This is a genomic window from Nocardiopsis codii, from assembly GCF_036327455.1.
GTDB lineage: Bacteria > Actinomycetota > Actinomycetes > Streptosporangiales > Streptosporangiaceae > Nocardiopsis > Nocardiopsis codii.
In genome coordinates, this window is record NZ_JAUZMY010000007.1 from 161,561 (window position 1) to 180,290 (window position 18,730).

At 74.6% G+C, this 18,730-nt stretch carries 15 protein-coding genes and 1 pseudogene; 5 read left to right on the forward strand and 11 right to left on the reverse strand.

The window, feature by feature from the left end:
* Positions 1-45: 45 nt before the first annotated feature.
* The 5 genes and pseudogenes from Q8791_RS09575 to Q8791_RS09595 all read left to right on the forward strand — a co-directional run bounded on the left by Q8791_RS09575 (position 46) and on the right by Q8791_RS09595 (position 3,511).
* The gene (locus Q8791_RS09575; protein WP_330091264.1) at positions 46-531 is read left to right on the forward strand and encodes an ATP-binding protein; all 486 of its coding nucleotides are present in this window, start codon (positions 46-48) and stop codon (positions 529-531) included.
* On the forward strand, positions 528-755 hold the full coding sequence (locus tag Q8791_RS09580; protein ID WP_330091265.1) for a hypothetical protein: 228 nt from the start codon (positions 528-530) through the stop codon (positions 753-755). The genes Q8791_RS09575 and Q8791_RS09580 overlap by 4 nt, the downstream gene beginning before the upstream one ends.
* Before the next feature lie 337 nt (positions 756-1,092).
* A pseudogene (locus Q8791_RS09585) lies at positions 1,093-1,278 on the forward strand (BldC family transcriptional regulator); the annotation flags it as partial.
* A 262-nt stretch (positions 1,279-1,540) separates the two neighbouring features.
* Positions 1,541-1,822 carry a hypothetical protein gene (locus Q8791_RS09590; protein ID WP_330091266.1) on the forward strand — a complete coding sequence of 94 codons (282 nt, stop codon included), beginning with the start codon at positions 1,541-1,543 and terminating at the stop codon, positions 1,820-1,822.
* Between the two features lie 474 nt (positions 1,823-2,296).
* Positions 2,297-3,511 (forward strand): AI-2E family transporter, encoded by a 1,215-nt coding sequence (locus Q8791_RS09595; protein WP_330091332.1) that lies wholly within the window; start codon positions 2,297-2,299, stop codon positions 3,509-3,511.
* Positions 3,512-3,705: 194 nt separating this feature from the next.
* Here the strand turns inward: Q8791_RS09595 and Q8791_RS09600 are convergent, their stop codons facing one another.
* The 11 genes from Q8791_RS09600 to Q8791_RS09650 form a co-directional block, all read right to left on the reverse strand.
* The gene (locus tag Q8791_RS09600; RefSeq protein WP_330091267.1) at positions 3,706-4,533 is read right to left on the reverse strand and encodes an ABC transporter ATP-binding protein; all 828 of its coding nucleotides are present in this window, start codon (positions 4,531-4,533) and stop codon (positions 3,706-3,708) included.
* Entirely contained in the window at positions 4,530-5,582 is a 1,053-nt protein-coding gene (locus Q8791_RS09605; RefSeq protein ID WP_330091268.1) for a FecCD family ABC transporter permease, read from the reverse strand. Before Q8791_RS09605 ends, Q8791_RS09600 begins: the two co-directional genes overlap by 4 nt.
* Positions 5,579-6,616, reverse strand: a complete 1,038-nt coding sequence (locus Q8791_RS09610) for a FecCD family ABC transporter permease (protein ID WP_330091269.1) — start codon at positions 6,614-6,616, stop codon at positions 5,579-5,581. The genes Q8791_RS09605 and Q8791_RS09610 overlap by 4 nt, the downstream gene beginning before the upstream one ends.
* A 2-nt stretch (positions 6,617-6,618) precedes the next feature.
* The gene (locus Q8791_RS09615) at positions 6,619-7,653 is read right to left on the reverse strand and encodes an iron-siderophore ABC transporter substrate-binding protein (RefSeq protein ID WP_330091270.1); all 1,035 of its coding nucleotides are present in this window, start codon (positions 7,651-7,653) and stop codon (positions 6,619-6,621) included.
* A gap of 329 nt (positions 7,654-7,982) precedes the next feature.
* Complete coding sequence (locus Q8791_RS09620) at positions 7,983-9,659, reverse strand: ATP-binding cassette domain-containing protein (protein ID WP_330091271.1); 1,677 nt, start codon at positions 9,657-9,659, stop codon at positions 7,983-7,985.
* A gap of 304 nt (positions 9,660-9,963) precedes the next feature.
* Entirely contained in the window at positions 9,964-11,286 is a 1,323-nt protein-coding gene (locus Q8791_RS09625; protein WP_330091272.1) for an MFS transporter, read from the reverse strand.
* Positions 11,283-12,107 (reverse strand): dipeptide/oligopeptide/nickel ABC transporter ATP-binding protein, encoded by an 825-nt coding sequence (locus Q8791_RS09630; protein WP_330091273.1) that lies wholly within the window; start codon positions 12,105-12,107, stop codon positions 11,283-11,285. The genes Q8791_RS09625 and Q8791_RS09630 overlap by 4 nt, the downstream gene beginning before the upstream one ends.
* Before the next feature lie 65 nt (positions 12,108-12,172).
* Complete coding sequence (locus Q8791_RS09635; protein WP_330091274.1) at positions 12,173-13,246, reverse strand: ABC transporter ATP-binding protein; 1,074 nt, start codon at positions 13,244-13,246, stop codon at positions 12,173-12,175.
* Positions 13,243-15,105: an ABC transporter permease subunit gene (locus tag Q8791_RS09640; RefSeq protein WP_330091275.1), complete on the reverse strand. Its 1,863-nt coding sequence runs from the start codon at positions 15,103-15,105 to the stop codon at positions 13,243-13,245. Before Q8791_RS09640 ends, Q8791_RS09635 begins: the two co-directional genes overlap by 4 nt.
* On the reverse strand, positions 15,105-16,586 hold the full coding sequence (locus Q8791_RS09645; RefSeq protein WP_330091276.1) for an ABC transporter substrate-binding protein: 1,482 nt from the start codon (positions 16,584-16,586) through the stop codon (positions 15,105-15,107). Before Q8791_RS09645 ends, Q8791_RS09640 begins: the two co-directional genes overlap by 1 nt.
* 239 nt (positions 16,587-16,825) lie before the next feature.
* A complete protein-coding gene (locus Q8791_RS09650) occupies positions 16,826-18,145 on the reverse strand; it encodes an ABC transporter substrate-binding protein (RefSeq protein WP_330091277.1) in 1,320 nt (439 codons plus the stop codon).
* Positions 18,146-18,730 lie beyond the last annotated feature (585 nt).

Here is an 18,730-nt window from a genome sequence, read left to right on the forward strand (position 1 = left end):
GCGTCCGAGGCACAGACCCACCCCGAAACCCCCGAGGTGAGACGAATGCAGCCTACCGGCGCCACAGCACCGAAACCAGACTCGAACCCCGCACCGAAAGTGCCCTACCCGCACCGGATCGGGTTCACCGAACCCCACCGGCACGGCATCCTCCTCGGCCACGAGCGCGACTCGCCCGCCCTCTCCCGCTGGATGCGGACCGTGGTCCCCCGCCTGGCCAGGCGCAACGCCCTCCAGGTCGCGCAAGCCCTGGTGTCGAACGCGCACCGCCACACCCGCTCCGGGGACCCCGGTGGAACCGTCCGGGTGGTGGTCGACATCAACCCGTTCCTCATCACCGTGTCGGTGACCGACGGCGGCCCCCGGCGCGACACCCCCATCCCCTACCCGCGTCTCGGCAACCGGCACGGCCCACCGCACACCGGCCTGCACCTGGTCGACCACCTGGCCGTGTACTGGGAATGGGACTGGGAGTGGAAGGGCGCAGCCCTGGGCCCCCTGACCGTCCGCGCGGTCATCGAGAACCCATGAGGTGGCACCCCGCGCACGACCGCGACCAGCAGGACCTCGCCGCCGCCCTCGCCCGCCACCACGCCCCGTACTGGGTGGTGATGTGGTCGTACTCCCTGCGCATGTGGGTCGCGTTCTACACCGGCCCCGCGAAGGCGACCCCGCTCCGGTACGCGGACCCCGACCGGCTGGCCCGGCAGATGCGGCACGTGACCCGAACGGTCGCCGCGGGCCGCTCCCCCTGAACCCCCGCCGGGGCCACCGGTCCACCCTGTCCCGGGCCACCGCGCGGCTCCCCCTCCGAACCCTCCGGGGTACTCCGCACCGCACCGGGCCCGGAGCAGCCGCCCCTCCGAACCCTCCGGGGTACTCCGCACCACACGCCCCCTTCGGGGGGCTCCCCCGCCCGGTGCTTCCGCACCGGGCCGCGGGGCCGCCGCCAAAGGGGGGCCGGCGGCCCCGCCCCGCAGACCCGGGGCCGGTCGTACTTCCCCGGACCGGCCCCGGGTCCGCACCCGATCCACGACACCGACCCACGACCCCGATCTACACCGACGGAGAACCACCGTGCCTTCCGCACCGCTGCCCGACCTGGTCGAGAGCGCCGACACCCTGCTCACCCCCGGCGCGGTCGCCCGCCTGTTCCGCGTGGACCCCAAGACCGTCACCCGCTGGGAGAAGGACGGCCGCCTGGACTCGGTCAGGACCCTCGGCGGACACCGCCGCTACCACCAGACCCAGATCAACGCCCTGCTCACGGGCTGCCCCGGAGACGGGCCGGTCATCCTCGCCCTGGAGGAGGTCCGGGACCTGGCCGCCGCCAACGGCGACCCCGCCGCAGCCGACCACATCGGCGGCCTGATCACCCTCCTGCGCGCCCAGGACGGGAATCCCTGATGTGCGGGCGACCCGTGCCCGGCCGACACAGCGAGAGCAGCGCGGACACCGGCCGCCCGGCGGTGGGCTCCCGCCGCCCGCGCTCGTCCCCGCCGCCCACGTCGAGCACGGCCCCTGGAGGAGAAGAACCCGGGTGAGCGACCTGGCCAGTGACGGAACCCCGCTCATGCGCCCCTACACCGAGCACGCCGAACACCGCGCGGACATCCTCATGCAGGAGCGGGAACGGGCAGCCGCCGACGCCGCCACCGGCCTGGCCCGCCTGGCGCAGATCGCCGCCGAGCAGCAGGTCGCGGCGGCGCAGGCCCGCCTGGACGCCGCACGCGCACGGGTGGACGCCGCCGACACCGTTCGCCTGGGCGTCGCGATCCGCCACTGGCGCCGGAAGGCCACCGGGACGTCCCCCGAGCGGTGAAGCGCTCAGCGAAACCGCATGTCAGAGCCCTGGATGCCCACGCGGCCGCGCGTGAGAGAGGCGCGGAGACCGTGCGTCCCTGCGGGACGGGGAGTGGGGGTGCGCCGGTCCTTCGTCCGCGGCCCAGCGGCCGGGTGGCCGGTGTGCCGGGTGGCCGCCGCAGCCCCGCAGGCGCCACCCGCGACCCGGCCGGTGCTGACCTCGGAACACGCGGAGGACGCCCGGTCACCGCGCCACCGGGGCCCGCTCCGGGGCCCGTGCGTCCGTGGGCCTCCCGCGAGACCGGCGGCGGGGCCGCGGGGTCTGCCACGGGCCGCGCCGACCGGGCGTAACACCCCCCGGAGACCGCTATCGTCCGGGGAGACACCCCGAACCGCTGCGCGCGCTCCGTCGTGCGCGGCACACAGAAGGAAGAGCGGCTTGTACTCGAGCACCATGCCTCCCCGGTCCCCGCGCCACGACCGCGGTGGCGGCATGCCGCCCTGGCTCCCCCGGGCCATGATGCTGGCCATGTGGATCGTCACGGCGTTCGGTATCGCCCTGTGGCTGTTCGTCCGGTTGCAGAACCTCATCGTGCTGCTGCTGATCTCGCTGTTCCTCGCACTCGCGCTGGAACCCGCGGTCAACTGGCTCCACCGGTACCGCTGGCCGCGCGGCCCCGCCACCGGGGCCGTGATGCTCCTGGTGGTGGCGCTGGCCGCGGCGTTCTTCAGCCTGCTCGGGTCCATGCTGGTCGGCCAGGTCCTGGCCTTCGCCTCCGAGGTGCCCGCGATGATCCGCGCCGCGCTGCACTGGGTCAACAGCACGTTCGACACCTCCTACTCCCCCACGACCCTGCTCAACGAGATCTCCGGTGTCAGCGGGGTCGTCGAGCAGTACGCCTCCGCGATCGCCGACAACGTCTGGGGGGCCGGGACGACGGTCATGGCGCTGCTCTTCAACGGCCTGGCGATCGCGCTCTTCACCTTCTACCTGTGCGCCGACGGGCCGCGCTTCCGGCGCGTGATCTGCTCCGTCCTTCCTCCGCGCACGCAGCGCGAGACACTGCGGGCCTGGGAGATCGCGATCGAGAAGACCGGCGGGTACCTGTACTCGCGGGCGCTCCTGGCCCTGGTCTGCGCGGGTGCGCACTACGCGGTGCTGGTCCTGCTGGACATTCCCTTCGCGTTCGCGCTGGCGCTGTGGGTGGGCGTGCTGTCGCAGTTCATCCCCACGGTCGGCACCTACATCGGCGGCGCCGTGCCCGTGCTCGTGGCACTGCTGGTGGGGGTCTGGCCGGCGGTGTGGGTGCTGGTGTTCGTGATCGTCTACCAGCAGTTCGAGAACTACCTGCTCCAGCCGCGCATCACCGCCAAGACCCTGGACATGCACCCGGCGGTGGCCTTCGGGTCGGTCCTGGCGGGCGTCGCCATCCTGGGCGCGCCCGGCGCGCTGCTCGCGCTGCCGATGGGCGCGAGCCTCCAGGCCTTCCTCAGCACCTACATCCGGCGCTACGAGGTCGAGGCGCACCACCTGCTCTCCGCCGCCGAGGCCGGTGAGTCACCCGGCGAGCACGGCGAGGACAACGGGAGGCACGCGGAGGGTGACGTGCCCCGCAAGGACGACGGTGGCGAAACCTCCCCCGGGGACGGCGGGACCGCGCCGGGGACCTCCCCCCGTCCCGGTTCCACCCTGCCGCCCACGGAGTGAACGGGGCGGGCGGAGGCCCGCCGCGTGCGGCGCACGCGGGGCCGCGTGGCGGGTGAGCGCCCCGGTGGCACGGGGCGCCGGGGCGCGGTTCCGGAGGCCTCCGGAGCGCGTGTCCTCCCGCGACGGCGGCGGTGAGAGCACGGTGACGGGGGCATCGGCCCACCGGGAGCCGACACCCCGCCCCGGCCGCCCTGTCACCGCTCCGCGGCCACGCCCGAGGGCGTCCTCACGTGGTGGCGCCCGAGCGGGAGCATGAGGGGCCTGCCCGTGGTCGGGTCGGGGATGACCCGGCTCTCCAGGCCGAAGACCGCTCGCACACTGTCCTCCGTCAGCACCGCTTCGGGCTCGCCCATGGCGTGCAGCCGCCCGTCGGCGAGCGCGATCAGATGGTCCGCGTAGCGGGCGGCGAGGTTGAGGTCGTGCAGGACCATGACGATCGTCGTGCCGCGGTCCCTGTTGAGGTCGGTGAGCAGGTCGAGCACCTCGACCTGGTGGCTCACGTCGAGGAACGTCGTGGGTTCGTCCAGCAGGAGCAGGTCGGTCTGCTGGGCGAGCGCCATGGCGATCCACACCCGTTGGCGCTGCCCGCCGGAGAGTTCGTCGACCGACCGCTCGGCGAGGTCGGAGGTGTGCGTCGCCTCCAGGGCCGTCGCCACCGCGGCGTCGTCCTCCCGGCTCCAGCGGGAGAACATCCCCTGGTGGGGGTGGCGTCCGCGGCCCACGAGGTCGGCGACGGTGATGCCCTCCGGGGCGATCGGCGACTGGGGCAGCAGGCCCATGGTGCGCGCCAGCTCCTTGGCGGGCATCCGGTGCACCTCCTTGCCGTCGAGCACCACGCGGCCCTTCCTGGGGGCCAGGAGCCGCGACATCGACCGCAGGAGCGTGGACTTCCCGCAGGCGTTCGCGCCGACGATCACCGTGATCCCGCCCGGGGGCACGACGAGGTCGAGGGATTCGATGACCGTCCGGTCGCCGTAGCCGAGTGCGAGGTCCTGGACCTCCAGGGAGTGGGTCGCGGTCACAGGGAGCCTCCGGCGCGGTTGGTGCGGACGATCAGGTAGACGAGGTAGGGCGCGCCGAGCACGCCGGTGACGACGCCGACCGGGAAGCGCGTCCCGAAGGCGTACTGGCCGGCGAGGTCCGCGACCAGGACCAGGAGCGCGCCCACGAGTGCCGAGGGCACCAGGAGCGAGCCGCCGGGCCCCACGATACGGGCGGCGATGGGCCCGGACAGGAACGCGACGAACGCGATCGGCCCCGACGCCGCGGTCGCGAAGGCGATGAGGCCGACAGCGGCGACGATCACGATGACGCGGGTGCGCTCGACGCGCACCCCGAGCGCGGACGCGGTGTCGTCCCCCAGCTGCATCGCCGACAGGTTGCGGGACTGGCTGAGGAGCAGGGGCGCCAGGACCACCAGGGCCAGCAGGACCGGGACGGTCTCCGTCCAGGTCGAGCCGTTGAGGCTCCCGGTCAGCCACCGCATGGCCTCCTGGAGGTCCCATTCGGCCGCCTGGGACAGGACGTAGCTGGTGAGGCTGTCGAGCATCGCGGCGATGCCGATGCCGATGAGGATGAGGCGGGTCCCGGCGACCCCGCCCCGGAACGCCAGGGCGTACACGAGCATCGCGACGGCGAGCCCGGCGGTGATCGCCACGACGGACACCCCGGTCCGGCCCAGCGAGAGCATCACGATGGCGAAGGCCGCCGCCGCGCCGGCTCCGGAGCTGATCCCGATGATGTCGGGGCTGGCCAGGGGGTTGCGCAGCATCGTCTGGAAGGTGACGCCGCCGATGCCGAAGCAGAGCCCGGCCGCGACCGCCAGCACCGCCCGGGGAAGGCGCAGGGTGCCGACGGTGAACGACGCGCCGGGAACCTGCTCGCCCAGGATCACGGCGATGACGTCGGCCGGCGGGTAGAACGTCCGGCCCACCATGAGACTGGTGGCGAACACGGCGACGATGAGGACGGCGAGCACCGCGATGACGGTGCCCCGCCTGGCCGTGCGCCGGATCCGGCCGCGGGTCACGGCCTCGACGTCGACGGGGCGGGTGACGGTTTCCGCGCTCACAGGGCACGCACTTTCTGCCGACGGACGATGTAGATGAAGACCGGTGCGCCGATCAGCGCGGTCACGATGCCCACCTCGACCTCGGACGGGCGCGCCACGACGCGGCCGACGACGTCGGCGGCGGTCAGCAGCGCCGCGCCGAGCAGGGCGGAGAACGGCAGCATCCACCGGTGGTCGACACCGATCAGCAGACGGCACATGTGCGGTACGACGAGGCCGACGAACATGATGGGACCGGCGACCGCGGTGGCCGCGCCGCACAGCAGCACGGCGCCCAGGGCGGCGATCGCGCGCACGACGGCGACACGCTCACCGAGCCCCGCCGCGAGGTCGTCGCCCAGGGCGAGGGAGTTCAGGGCCCGCGCCGACAGGAAGCTGAGGGCGAGTCCCACTGCGAGGAAGGGCAGGACGCGGACGACGCCGTCGAAGGACGCGCCCCCGACTCCGCCGATCTGCCACATGCGGAAGCCCCCGGCCACGTCGTTGCGCGGCATGACGACGGCGGTCACGAGCGAGGAGAACGCCGCCGAGGTGGCGGCGCCCGCGAGCGCGAGCTTGAGGGGTGTGGCCCCGCCCCGGCCGAGCGAGCCCACGGTGTACACGAAGACGGCCGCCGCGGCGGCTCCGCCGATCGCGACCCAGATGTAGCCGCTCGGGGACGTGAGCCCGAAGAAGACGATGCCGCAGACCACGGCGAGCGAGGCGCCCATGTTCACGCCCAGGATGCCCGGGTCGGCGAGGGGGTTGCGGGTCACGCCCTGCATGACCGCCCCGGACAGGCCCAGGGCGGCGCCGACGAGCACCGCGAGGACGGTGCGCGGCACCCGCTTGGTGACGGCGGCCTGGGCGATCGTCTCGTCCGCGCCGCCCAGGGCGGCGACGACGTCGGAGAGGCCGACGATGCGGGAGCCCCAGGCGACGGAGGCCAGCATGGCCGCCGTGAGCGCCGCGAGCGCGAGGAGCAGCCAGAGCGACCGCGCCCGCACCGGGCGCCGTGTGGTGTCGGCGTCCGGTGCGGGACTGGTGTCGGTCATCGTCACTGGACCTTGTCGGCGGCCTCGGCGAGCGCGGCGACGTAGTCGTCGAGCACCCACGAGATCGACAGCGGGGTCGGGTTCGCCGCGGTGGCGAGGGGGGAGCTGCCGGGCAGGAGGAACACGGAGTCGCGCTCGACGGCGGGCATCTTCGAGAGGAGCGGGTCGCTCTGGAGGATGTCGAGGAGCTCGCCCGTGTCGTCGCCGTAGCCCGTGATGATGTCGACGTCGTCGAAGGCGTCGATCTGCTCGGTGCTCTGGGTGAGGGAGAACTGGTCGGTGCCGGCGGAGAGTTCCGCGATGCTTCCGGGGGTCTCCAGACCCAGGTCCTCGAAGAAGAGGGTCCGGGTGTCGTGCGTGGTGTAGAAGCCGACCTCGCTCACGTCGGTCGGGTCGACGTGCGTCATGAACATGGCCGACTTGCCTTCGAGCTGCGGGTACTCGGCGACGACGTCGGCGATCTCCTGTTCGAGCTCGGTGATCAGCTCGTCGCCCTCGTCGGCCAGGCCGATGGCCTGGCTGTTGAGCCGGATGATGTCGCGCCACGACGTGGCCCACGGGCCCTCGGGGTAGGCGACGACGGGGGCGATGTCGCTGAGCGTGTCGTAGTCCTCCTGGGTGAGCCCGGAGTAGGAGGCGAGGATGACGTCGGGCTGCGTGTCGGCGACGGCCTCGAAGTCGATGCCGTCGTTCTCGTCGAACAGCACCGGCGTCTCGGCGCCGAGCTCCTGGAGCTTCTCGTCGACCCAGGGGAGGACGCCGTCGTCGTTGTCGTCGCCGAAGTTGGCCTCGGCCATGCCGACGGGCACGACGCCGAGGGCGAGCGGCACCTCGTGGTTGGCCCAGTTCACCGAGGCGACGCGTTCCGGCTGCGACTCGATGGTCGTGGTGCCCAGGGCGTGCTCGATCACGATGGGGTACTCGCCGGAGCCGCCTTCGGCGGCGGCCTCCTCGCCTTCCGGCTGAGCGCCGCAGGCGGCGAGGGTCAGGACCGTGGCTGCGGCAGCGGTCAGTGCCGCGAACCGATGGGAGCGCATCAGAATACATCCACTCTTGGAGGAATGAGGGTAGGCTCGCCTAAATTAGCAGACCCTAAATCATCCCAAAACGGAGGTAGGCATGAAAACCTCCTGTTTGCGCCCCGCAGAGCTCTGAGAGAAGCCCCCCGCGGGAAGGCGCCGGACGGCCGGACCCCCGCCTCCGCGGGCCTCCGCGGCAGCAGCCCGAACCGGCGGCCCGCACCGGCGGCCCGAACCGGCGGCCCGCACCGGTCGCGGCACACGGCGCGCGACCGCACGCCGCCGCCCCTGTCCCCGGGACGGGCGTCCGGGGCCGCGGCGGGCGCACGGCCGCGGCCCCGGACGGGTCACCGCGGGATCCCCTCCGCCGCGGGCCGGACGGCCGCGGAGGGACGCAGGACCAGGTGCTCCCAGGACGCGACGTCCCGTCGGAGCTGCCGGTCGTGGGTGGCGATCACCACAGCCGCGCCGGTGGAGCCGAGCCCCTCGGTGAGCTCCTCCACGAGGGCGATCGAGAGGTGGTTGGTCGGCTCGTCGAGCAGCAGCACGTCGGGGCGCGACGCCAGCGCCATCGCGAGGTCGAGCCTGCGCTGCTGCCCCATGGACAGCTCGCGCAGCGGCTTGGCGACATCCGCGGACGAGAGCAGCCCGAGGGAGGAGAGGGGGACGGCCTCCCCCTCCTCCAGCGCGCCCGAGCTGACGAGCCGGCCCAGGTGGGCGCCGAACACGTCGCGGGCGCGACGCGCGTCCGCCCGCGGGGACTCCTGCGCCAGCAACCGCACGCGGGCCGTGCGGGCGGTGCGCAGACCGCCGCCAGTCGGCTCGATCCGGCCCGCGAGCACCGCCAGGAGCGTCGACTTGCCCGCGCCGTTGGCCCCGGTGACCACGAGCCGCGCGCCGGACGCGAGCGCGACCGTGACCGGTTGCTCCAGACGCCCCGCCACGGTGACCTCCTCGGCGCCGACCAGGGTCGTCCCGGGGCGCGCCCGCAGCTCGGGCATGCGGAACCGCAGCGGGGGCGGGGGCACGGTGATCGCGTGCTCCTCCAGGTCGTCGCGCCGCCGGTGGACGGCGCGCACCAGGCCGGGGGCCCGGGTCGCCCGCTGGTGCTTGCCGGTGCCCTTGTCCGGGCGCCAACCGCTGACGAGCCGGTTCCGGGCCTCCGACAGGTCCTGGGTCAGGCGGGCGTGCTCGGCCCTCTGCTGCTCGAACTCGGCCTCCCAGCGCTCCCGTTCGGCCCGCCGCCCCTCCTGGTACCCGACGAGGCCCCCGCCGTACACGCGGGGCCCGCCGTCGCGGCTCGGGTCGAGGTCGAGCACCGTCGTCGCCACGTCCGAGAGCAGGGCGCGGTCGTGGCTGACGAGCGCCACACCGTTGTGGTGGCCGCGCAGCCGCTCGGTCAGGTAGTCGAGTCCGGCGGCGTCGAGGTGGTTCGTGGGCTCGTCGAGCAGCAGGAAGTCGTGCGAGGCGCCCAGCAGGCACGCCAGGCGCACGCGGTAGCGCTGGCCGACCGACAGCTCCGCCAGGGGACGCGACCGGTCGGTGACGGCTCCCAGGTTCTCCAGGGCCAGGTCGACGCGCCGGTCGGCGTCCCAGGCGTCGAGCGCCTCCGCGGCGGCCAGGGCCTCCGCGTACCTCCCGGCAGCGCCGGGCGCCCCGCCGGCGAGCCCCACGGCACCGGCGTCGAGCGCGGCGAGGGCGTCGCGGGCGGCGGCGAGCTCGATGTCGACGAGGTCGCCGACGGTACGGCCGCCGGTCGCCTCCATCTCCTGCTCCGCGACCCCGACGGTGCCGATGCGCCGGACGGTTCCGACGTCCGGTGCGAGCGTCCCGGCGAGGATGTGCAGCAGTGTCGACTTGCCCCGGCCGTTCTCACCGACGATCCCCCACCGCGACCGCGGGGTGAGGGTCATGTCGACGCCGGACAGGACCGTCCGGCCGCCGCGGTCGATGCCGACTCCGGACACGGTGATCTGCGCCCGCTCTCCTGCGGGCAGGCCTGACACAGGCTTGAGGGTGGTCATTCTCTCCTCCGAACAGAGCTCCGCCCCGGCGGTGGACGCGAGGGGGGCGAGAGCTCTCCGAGCTGACGGACGACCCTTGGAGGGTCATGGCAGACGTCGCGGACCCGCGGCCACCGTGACGGTCGGGGCGGGTGCTCGGGATGCGCTCAGAGGTAGAGAGGTAGATGCACGTCGCCCATGGTAGCCACCGATTACGGACACAGCCACGGGTTTTTCCGCCGCCCCCTCCGGGCCGCCCCCGGCCGCCGTCGGCTGAGGGACCACGTGTGCCCCGCCCGGGCGGCCCGGGGCCGTCCGGGCGGGGTCAGCGGCGGTCGCCGCGCGGGACCAGGGCCGCCGCGGCGAGCGGCACCGCCGCCAGGAGGAGCCAGGGGGCCGGGCCGCCGAGGTCGAGGACCGCCCCCGCCGGCACGCTGCCCAGGAGCACCACCAGGCCGGACAGAGAGGACAGCGCGCCCGTGAACAGGCCCAGGCGGGAGTCGTCGACGAGGTCGGGCAGCCAGGCGCGGACCGTCGGCACGATCAGGACCTGCCCCAGGGTGAGCGCGGTCACGAACGCCACGGAGGGCAGGAGCCCGCCCAGGGCGTCGACCGGTGTCAGCACGGCGGCGGAGGCGAAGCCCAGCGAGATCAGCAGCAGCCCGCAGACCAGGGTCGCGCGCCGTGTCAGCCGGGTCGCGGCCCAGGACAGCACGGGGAACTGCACGGCGATGTACAGCACCGACGCCCACGCCAGCAGCCAGCCCAGTGCCGCCTGGGAGCCGGTCGCCCGCTCCACCTCCCCCGGCAGTGCCAGGTAGAGCTGGTTGTAGGCCAGCAGGTAGCCGCTGTAGGCCAGGCACAGCCCCAGGAACCGGCGGTCGCCCAGCAGCAGCCGCACCCCCTCCCGCAGCCGGGGGCGCCCCTCCCCCGGGTCCGTGCCGGAGGCGCCGTCCGGCGTCCCCCGGGGCATGAGCCGCAGGTGTCCGGCCAGCACGAGCGCGAAGACGGCCGCCCCGACCAGGCAGGCGGCCCGGAACCCGCCGAGCAGGAGCAGAGCGCCCAGGAGCGGGCCGACGAGCGTCCCCGCCTGACCCGCGACGGAGAACAGCGCGAGCACGCGCGTCCGGTGCGTACCGCTCGTCCGTTCGTGCCGGACCGCCTGGCGCACGATCTCGGTCTCGACCGCCGGGGAGAACAGCGCGGCGGCGAACCCGATGAGCAGTACCGACGCGATCACCGAGGCGGTGTCCGCGGCGAAGCCGAGCCAGCAGAACCCGGCGATGCGCAGCGCACAGCCCACCAGCACGACCGGCCGGGCCCCGAACCGGTCGGTGAGCGTGCCGCCCACGACGAACAGGCCCTGCTGGCTGAAGGTCCGCAGGCCCAGCACGAGGCCGACCAGCCACCCGGCCAGGCCCAGCCCTCCCCCGAGGTGGTCGGCGAGGTAGGGCAGGACCGCGAAGAACCCGACGTTGAACGCGAACTGCGAGCCGATCAGCAGCAGCGTCAGCGGAGCCAGGCCCCGCAGGTCGCGCAGGGCCTGCGCCGTTCGCCCCGACGGCGGTCCCGTGCGCCCCCCGCGGTCGGGGCGGACGGCCCGTCCGGGGTGCTCCGCCCGCTCCGGGGAGTCGTCGACGGAGGTCATGACGCGGTCGAGGGTGTGCGGGCGCGGGCGCCGCCGACGGCCGCCGGAACCGCCGCCACCAGTGCGCGCGTGTACGGGTCGGCCGGCCGGGAGCAGACCCGGCGGGCGGGGCCGGTCTCCACGATCCGTCCCTCCCGCATGACCGCGACGCGGTGGGCGACGTGCCCGACGAGCGCGAGGTCGTGGGAGATGAACAGGTACCCCAGTCCCAGGTCGTCCTGGAGCCCGGTGAGCAGGTTGAGGACGCCGGCGCGCACCGAGGGGTCCAGGGCGGACACCGGTTCGTCCAGGACCAGCAGTCGCGGCTCGCAGGCCAGCGCGCGGGCGATCCCGACGCGCTGGCACTGCCCGCCGGACAGCTCGTGCGGCAGCCTGTCAGCGTGGGAGGCGTCCAGGCCCACCGTCTCCAGCAGGGCCGCCACGCGGCCGGGACCGGTGGCGCGGTCCCAGCGCCCGTGGATGCGCAGGGGTTCGGCGACGGCGTCGCGGACGCGCAGGCGGGGGCTGAGCGACCCGTAGGGGTCCTGGAAGACCGGTTGGAGGGCGGGCCGCAGGGAGCGCAGACGCGCCGCGTCCATCGTGGTCAGCTCGCTTCCCTCGAAGCGCACCGAACCGGCGTCGGGGCGGCGCAGGCCGATCACGGCGGAGGCCGTGCTGGACTTGCCGCACCCCGACTCACCGACCAGGGCGAGCGTCTCCCCCGCGCGGATGTCGAAGGACACCCCGTCGACGGCCGTCACGGGCGCGGACCGCCGTGTGCCGCCCGGGTAGCGCACCACCAGGTCGCGGACCGCCAGCAGCGGCGGGGCGGAGTGGGTCATGTCGTCCTTCCTCGTCGGGTGTGCGGCGGGGCGGGCGCCCGTCGGGCGCCGCCGCGCCGGGGGTGTCACGGCGCGACCGCGAACAGGGAGCTCGCGGGGTCGGGGAGGTCCCGCCAGCGGTGGCACGACACCAGCCGGCCGGGTTCGCCCGCGACGACCGGCGCGGGCTCGTCGGCGCGGCAGCGGGCTTCGGCGAGGGGGCACCTCGGGGCGAAGGAGCAGCCGCCCGGGAGCGAGCCCGGCGACGGGGGCGCCCCCGCGATGGCGGGGAGCCGGCGGTCCGCCGCGTCCCGGGGCGGGAGCGCGGCGAGCAGTCCGGCGGTGTAGGGCGCCCTCGGGTCGGTGAGGACCCGGTCCACCGGACCCGACTCGACGTGCCGTCCCGCGTAGACGACCACGACCCGGTCCGCGTGACCGCCGACGACCCCCAGGTCGTGGGTGATCAGGACGACCGCCGTCCCGGTCTCCTCGCGCAGCCCGCACAGCAGCTCCAGGACCCGCGCCTGCATGACGGGGTCGAGTGCGGTGGTCGGCTCGTCGGCGAACACGACGTCGGGCCGGTTGACCGTGGCCATCGCGACGACCGCGCGCTGCCGCATGCCGCCGGAGAACTCGTGCGGGTAGGCGTGCGCGCGCCGCGCGGCGTCGGGGATGCCGACCCGGTCCAGGGCGTCCACCGCCCGCTGCCAGGTCTGGGCCCGGCCCGTCCCCCGCACGGAGCGCACGGCGCGGGCGATCTGCCCGCCCACGGTGTGGACGGGGCTGAGCACGGTGAGCGCGTCCTGCGGGACCAGCGACATCCGCCGTCCCCGCACGGAGCGCAGGACGGACGGGGGCGCGCCGACCAGTTCCCGCCCGCCCAGGAGGACGCTGCCGGTGACGGCCGCGCCGTACGGCGCCAGGCCCAGGACGGCGCGGGCGGTCAGGGACTTCCCCGCGCCCGACTCCCCGACGAGGGCGACCACCTCGCCGGGGTGCACGTCGAAGGACAGGCCGCGGACCGCGGGAACGGTGCTCCGGCCGCGCCCGCGCAGGGTAACCCGCAGGTCGCGGACGCTCAGCAGGGGCGCCCCGTCCGGGGCGCCGCCGCGCGGAGCGGCTCGGTGCGGGCCGTCGTCGTGAGGGGCGCCGTCGTTCATCGGCCGGTTCCTTCCCGGAGCGCTGCTCCGGCGGGGGCGGCTGCCCGGCGTCGCCGGGCGGTCCGCCTCCCCGGGGGCAGGGTGGACAGTGAGACCGCGAACGCCGCGAGCAGCAGGAGCATCGCGCCCGGGGCGAGCGCGGCCAGCGGCGCGCGCTCCACGTAGGGCAGGGACTCGGACAGGCTCAGCCCCCACTCGGCGGACGGCGGCCGGGCGCCGAGGCCGAGGAACCCCAGCGAGGCGAGGGCCAGGGCGATGCCGGGGAGCCTGAGCACGGCGTTCCTGCCCACCGGTCCGAGGACGGCGGGCAGGACGTGCCGCAGCAGGATCCACCGGGAGTCCGCGCCCAGGGCCCTCTGGGCGTTCAGGTAGGAGGCGGCGCGCGTCTCCTGGACGAGCGACGCCGCGTGCGCGGCGAGCGGGGGCCAGGACACCAGGGCGACGGCCACCGAGGCTCCGAGGGGGCCGGGGCCCATGACGGCGGCCACCAGGATCCCGGCGATCACCGGGGGCAGGGCGTTGGCCATGTCGGCGGCGCCCGCCGCCAGCGCGGGACGGAACCCGACCAGCAGCGCCACGACCAGGCTGACCAGGCACACGAGCGCCGCGGTGCCCACGGTGGAGACGGCGCCGTGGCCGAGCCTGGCCAGCACGTCGCGGCCGACGGCGTCGGTGCCCAGCGGGTGCTCCCACGAGGGGGCGGCGAGGCGGGCGGCCACGTCGACGGTCATCGCGTCCCGGGTCAGGCCCCACAGGCACACCGTGAGGAGCAGGGCCGCGCACGCGGCGGGCACCGCGCGGCGCACCGCACCGGCCGGGGCCGTGGGCGGCGGTGACAGGGACAGGGCCGCGTCGCGCAGGCCCGGGCCCAGCAGCCGCAGGCGCGCGGCCTGGGCGAGGAGTCCGGCGGCGGCGCCGAGGAGCACCAGTCCGAGGACCGCGCCCTGGAGCATGGGCAGGTCCTGGGCCTGGGCCGCGCCCAGGGCGGTGCGGCCGATCCCGGGGACGGCGAAGACCGTCTCCACGGCGACCGCCCCGCCGGTGAGGCCGACCGCGACCATCCCGAACTGCGGGATGAGCGAGGGGGTGGCCCGGCGCAGCGCGGCCGCGGCGATGAGGGCCGGGGAGCACCCCGAGGCCGCCCACAGCCCGACCCAGCGTTCCGCGAACACGGCGGGCAGGGCGTCGTCGACCAGCCGCCCCAGCAGCCCTCCCGCCGGAACGCCCAGCGCCAGGGCGGGGAGCACGAGGTGCACCGGCCCCTGCCAGCCGTAGGGCGGCAGCCAGCCCAGCCACACCGACAGCGCCACCATGAGCAGGACGGCGACCAGGAACTCGGGCAGGGCCGTGCACATCGCGGCGACCGCCCCGCTGCCCGACCCTCCCGGGCGCAGGGTGCCGCGTGCCCCGCGCACCAGCGCGGGCGCGCACAGGGCGGCGGCCAGCACCAGGGCCACGGCGAGCGCCGCGGCCATGACCGTGAGGGACACGACCGCGGCCGACACGACCGCGGGCAGGACGGGCGCGTCGGAGACCCAGGAGGTGCCGAGGTCCCCGCGGAGCACCCCGCCGAACCAGCGGCCGAACATCGCCGTCGGTCCGTCGGAGAGCCCCAGGTCCTCGCGGATGGCGTTCAGCGCCTCCTCCGTCGGCTCCTGCTCGGCGGAGCGGGCCCGCAGCACCGACAGCGCCGGGTCGCGGCCGGACAACCAGGGCAGCAGGCCGACCACGACCGTGATGACGGCGAAGGCCGCCAGCCGGGAGACCAGGGGGCCGAGGGTCCCGGAGGGGAGGGACGGGCGGCGCCGGGGCGCGGCCCCGTCCTGGGGTGCGGCCCCGTCCTGGGGTGCGGCTCCCATCAGTCCAGCCGGGTGAGCGAGGTGACGAGCAGGCGCTCGCGCGGGTCCTTGGCCGAGTCGACGACACCGGCCGCGTCGCCCTGGATGACGCGCTCGTGCAGCATGGGGATGGCCGCGTCGGTGTCCAGGACGGCCGCCTCGGCCTCCAGGATCGCGGTGCGGCGCTCCTCGCCCGTCGGCGCGCGCTCGGCCTCCTCCAGCGCCGCGTCCACCCGCTCGTCGCACAGCTGGGCGATGTTGAAGGAGCCGTCGCAGGAGAAGTCACTGGTCATGTACGCGGCGGGGTCCCCGGAGTCGAGGACGGTCGCCCGGGAGAGGATGAACGCGTCGAACTCGCCGCTGAGGGCGTCCTCCTCGATGTTGGCGTACTCGCGCACCACCTGCTCCACCTCGAACCCGGCGTCCTCCAGCTGCTGTTCGAGGACGGTCGCGACCTCTGGCAGCTCGGCGCGGTCGGTGAAGGTGGCCAGGGTGACGGCGGCGCCGTCCGGGTCCCCCGCCTCCGTGGCGCCGGTGCGCGCGGGCCGGTCGGAGGCCCAGGGCAGCGCGGGGCCGAGGAGCCCCTCGGCCACGTCGGCGCGGCCCTCGTAGACGCCCTGGACCAGGGACTCCCGGTCGATGGCGTCGCGGGCGGCGGCGCGCAGGCCGGGGTCCGTGAACGGCCCGTCCTCCGTGTTGAGGTAGAGGGTGTTGGTGCGCGGCATCGGCACCTCGGTGAGGGTGTCCTCCTCCAGGAGCGACGCCTGGGACGTGGGCACGGACTCGACGATGTCGGCCTCGCCGGTGCGCAGGGCCGCGGCGCGGGCGGTGCCGTCGGGCACGAAGTCCACGTCGATGCCGGCCGCCAGGGCGGGTTCGCCCCAGTAGCCGTCGAAGCGGTCCAGGCGTGCGGAGGTGGTGCCGGTGACCTGGACCAGCTCGAAGGGGCCGGAGCCGGTGCCGACGGGGTCGACCGAGCCGCCCTCGTAGGCGCTCTCGGCGAGGATCGAGAGCTGCGGGGAGGACAGCCTCTGGGGGACGAGCGGGTCCTCCTCGGCGGTGGTGACGGTCAGGGTGTCGCCCTCCGCGGCCACCTCGATCTCCACGCCGTCGAGGATGCGCGGCTTCGGCGAGGCCTGCGCGGCGTACTCCAGCGCGTGGGCGGCGACGGCGGCGGTCAGCTCCGTGCCGTCGTGGAAGCCCACCCCGTCGCGAACGGTGAACGACCAGGTGGTGGGGTCGACGCGGGACCACTCCGTGGCGAGGCCCGGCTGCGGGTCGCCGACCTCGTCGAGGGTGATGAGGGTTTCCGCGGTGCTCCACCGGGAGAGCTTGAACGCGTCGTCGGTCAGGGGGGACAGCGCGGAGCGCGGCGGCTGCATCATCGCCACCGAGATCCGCCCGTCCTCCGCGGTGTCGTCTCCGGCGGGGAAGCAGCCGGTGACCAGGAGGGACACGGCCAGGACCAGGCAGGCGCCGGGCGGGGTTGTGTGGAGGTGCACGGGGGTTCTTCCTGGTTTCGAGGGACGGCACGGCCGCCACGCGGACATACCGCGACCGGCCAAAACAGCATATGACAACCGTTTTCATTATTGTCCCCCACCCCGCCCCGAACCATGACACACGGGACCGCTTACCACCCGGACCCGGACCGTCGGGGCCCCTGGAGCGCCCATGACGCGGGCCCGGGGCGCGGAGGGAATCCCCCGCGCCCCGGGCCCGTGCCCGTGTCCCGGATCGGTCAGGCGCCGCCGGTGGCCGCCTCGACCTCGGCCATGAACTGCTGGGCCGCCTCGGCCGGGGTGATGTCACCGAAGGCGAGGCTGTCGGTGACCCGCGAGCTGATCTCCACGACCTGGCCGGCGCCGATCGGCGGCGGCGGGTTGCCGTCGACGATCGTGCCCTCGATGCCGCTCATGAACTCGGCCATCTGCGTGTCGGCTTCGGGCAGGTCGTCGGCGATGGCCTCGCGCACGTCGACGTTGGCCGGGAGTCCGAGGTCGGCCAGGAGCAGCTCGGACGCCGCGGGGTCGTTGAGCATGTAGTCGACGAAGCGGGCCGACTCCTCCGGGTGCTCGGTCCCCGCGGCGATGCTGTAGAACATGGCCGGCTTGAAGAACCCGCCGGTCCGCTCGAACTCCGTCTCCCCCGGGTAGCGCAGCAGCTGGATGTCGCGGCCGGACGACTCGGCCATGTTGCCCAGCTGGTTGCTCCAGAAGTGCGCCATCGCGCCCCGGTTGGTGGCCACGACGGACTGGTCGACGCCTCCGCCCTGGATCTCCACGCCCTCGGCCGCGCTCGGCTGGCCGCCGTTCTCCTGGAGCTCCTGGGTGATCTCGAACCAGGCGGTCAGGGTCTCCTCGGAGAAGGCCAGGGAGCCGTCCTCGGCGTAGAGGTTCTCGCCGTGCTGGCGCGCGAAGACCTGGAACCCGGTCTCGTTGTAGCCCATGGTCTGCGTGCCGACGTACTCGCCGTCGGTGCCCTCGGTGATCTGCGCGGAGATCTCGACGTAGTCGTCCCAGGTCCACGTCTCGTCGTCGGGCATCTCCACACCCGCGGCCTCGAAGGCCTCGGGGTCGGCGTGGATGGCGTAGGCGTTGACGCCGCTGGCCGCGCCGAAGGTCTGGCCGTCCAGGTCGCCGCTCTCGGCGATGAGGGGGTCCAGGCCGGACAGGTCCAGACCCGGGGCCTCGTCGAGGTCCAGCAGCGCGCCGCGGTCCGCGTACTCGCGCAGGTAGCGCTCCTCCTGCATGGCGATGTCGGGCGCGTCGTTGGCCGCGGTGCTCGTGGCCAGCCGGTCCCAGTAGGAGCCCCAGTCGGTGCTCTCTCCCGTGATCCGGATGTCGGGGTTGTCGGCCTCGAAGTTCTCGATGACCTGGAGCATGGTGGTCTGACGCTCGTCGGAGCCCCACCAGGAGAAGCGGAGCTCGACGGTGTCGCCGTCGTCTCCGGAGCCTCCGCACGCGGAGGTGGCCAGGACGAGCGCGGTCGCGGCGGCGGAGACGGTGAGGGCGGTGCCGCGACGGCCGGCCCGGGGCCGACCTCGGGGGGGTACGAGCATGGTGGTGTTTCCCTTCGGCTACTGCTGTCCGGGGGCGGCTGTGCCCTGGAGGGGTACTGCTGTCCGGTCGGAAGGAGTGGGGGGGTCGGGCCGGTGGAGCGGCCGGGTGGACCGCCGCACGCGGCGGGAACTGGGGGCCGGGACCGTGGTCGCGGCCCGGGGCCGGAGGGGCGGCCGGTGACGGCGACCGGTGGTTCCTCCCCTGTCGAGGGCGCCGGGGCGTCTCGTCACGAACGGAGCCGGTCAACGGCAACCGTGCTGGTAAGCGCTATCCATGTTCTTAAGTGTTCATTTTTTAGCACCGCGTCACGCGGGTGTCAACGCTCGGTTTCCGACCGGGACATCCGGACGCCTCCCGTCGAAAACTCACCGAACCCGCCGCCACCAGCATCGTCACGGCCAGCGACCGCCTCCCGACCGGGAGGGGGCGAGGCCCGGCGGCTCCAGTCGCGGCCACCCCGACCCGGGCGTATCGGAACCGCCTCCCCCGACACCCTTGCCATCACGATCGGAAAGCGTTTACCATACTGTGACGCCCATCACCGGCACAGACGGGCCCCGCACCGGCTCCACCCCGGAACCGGG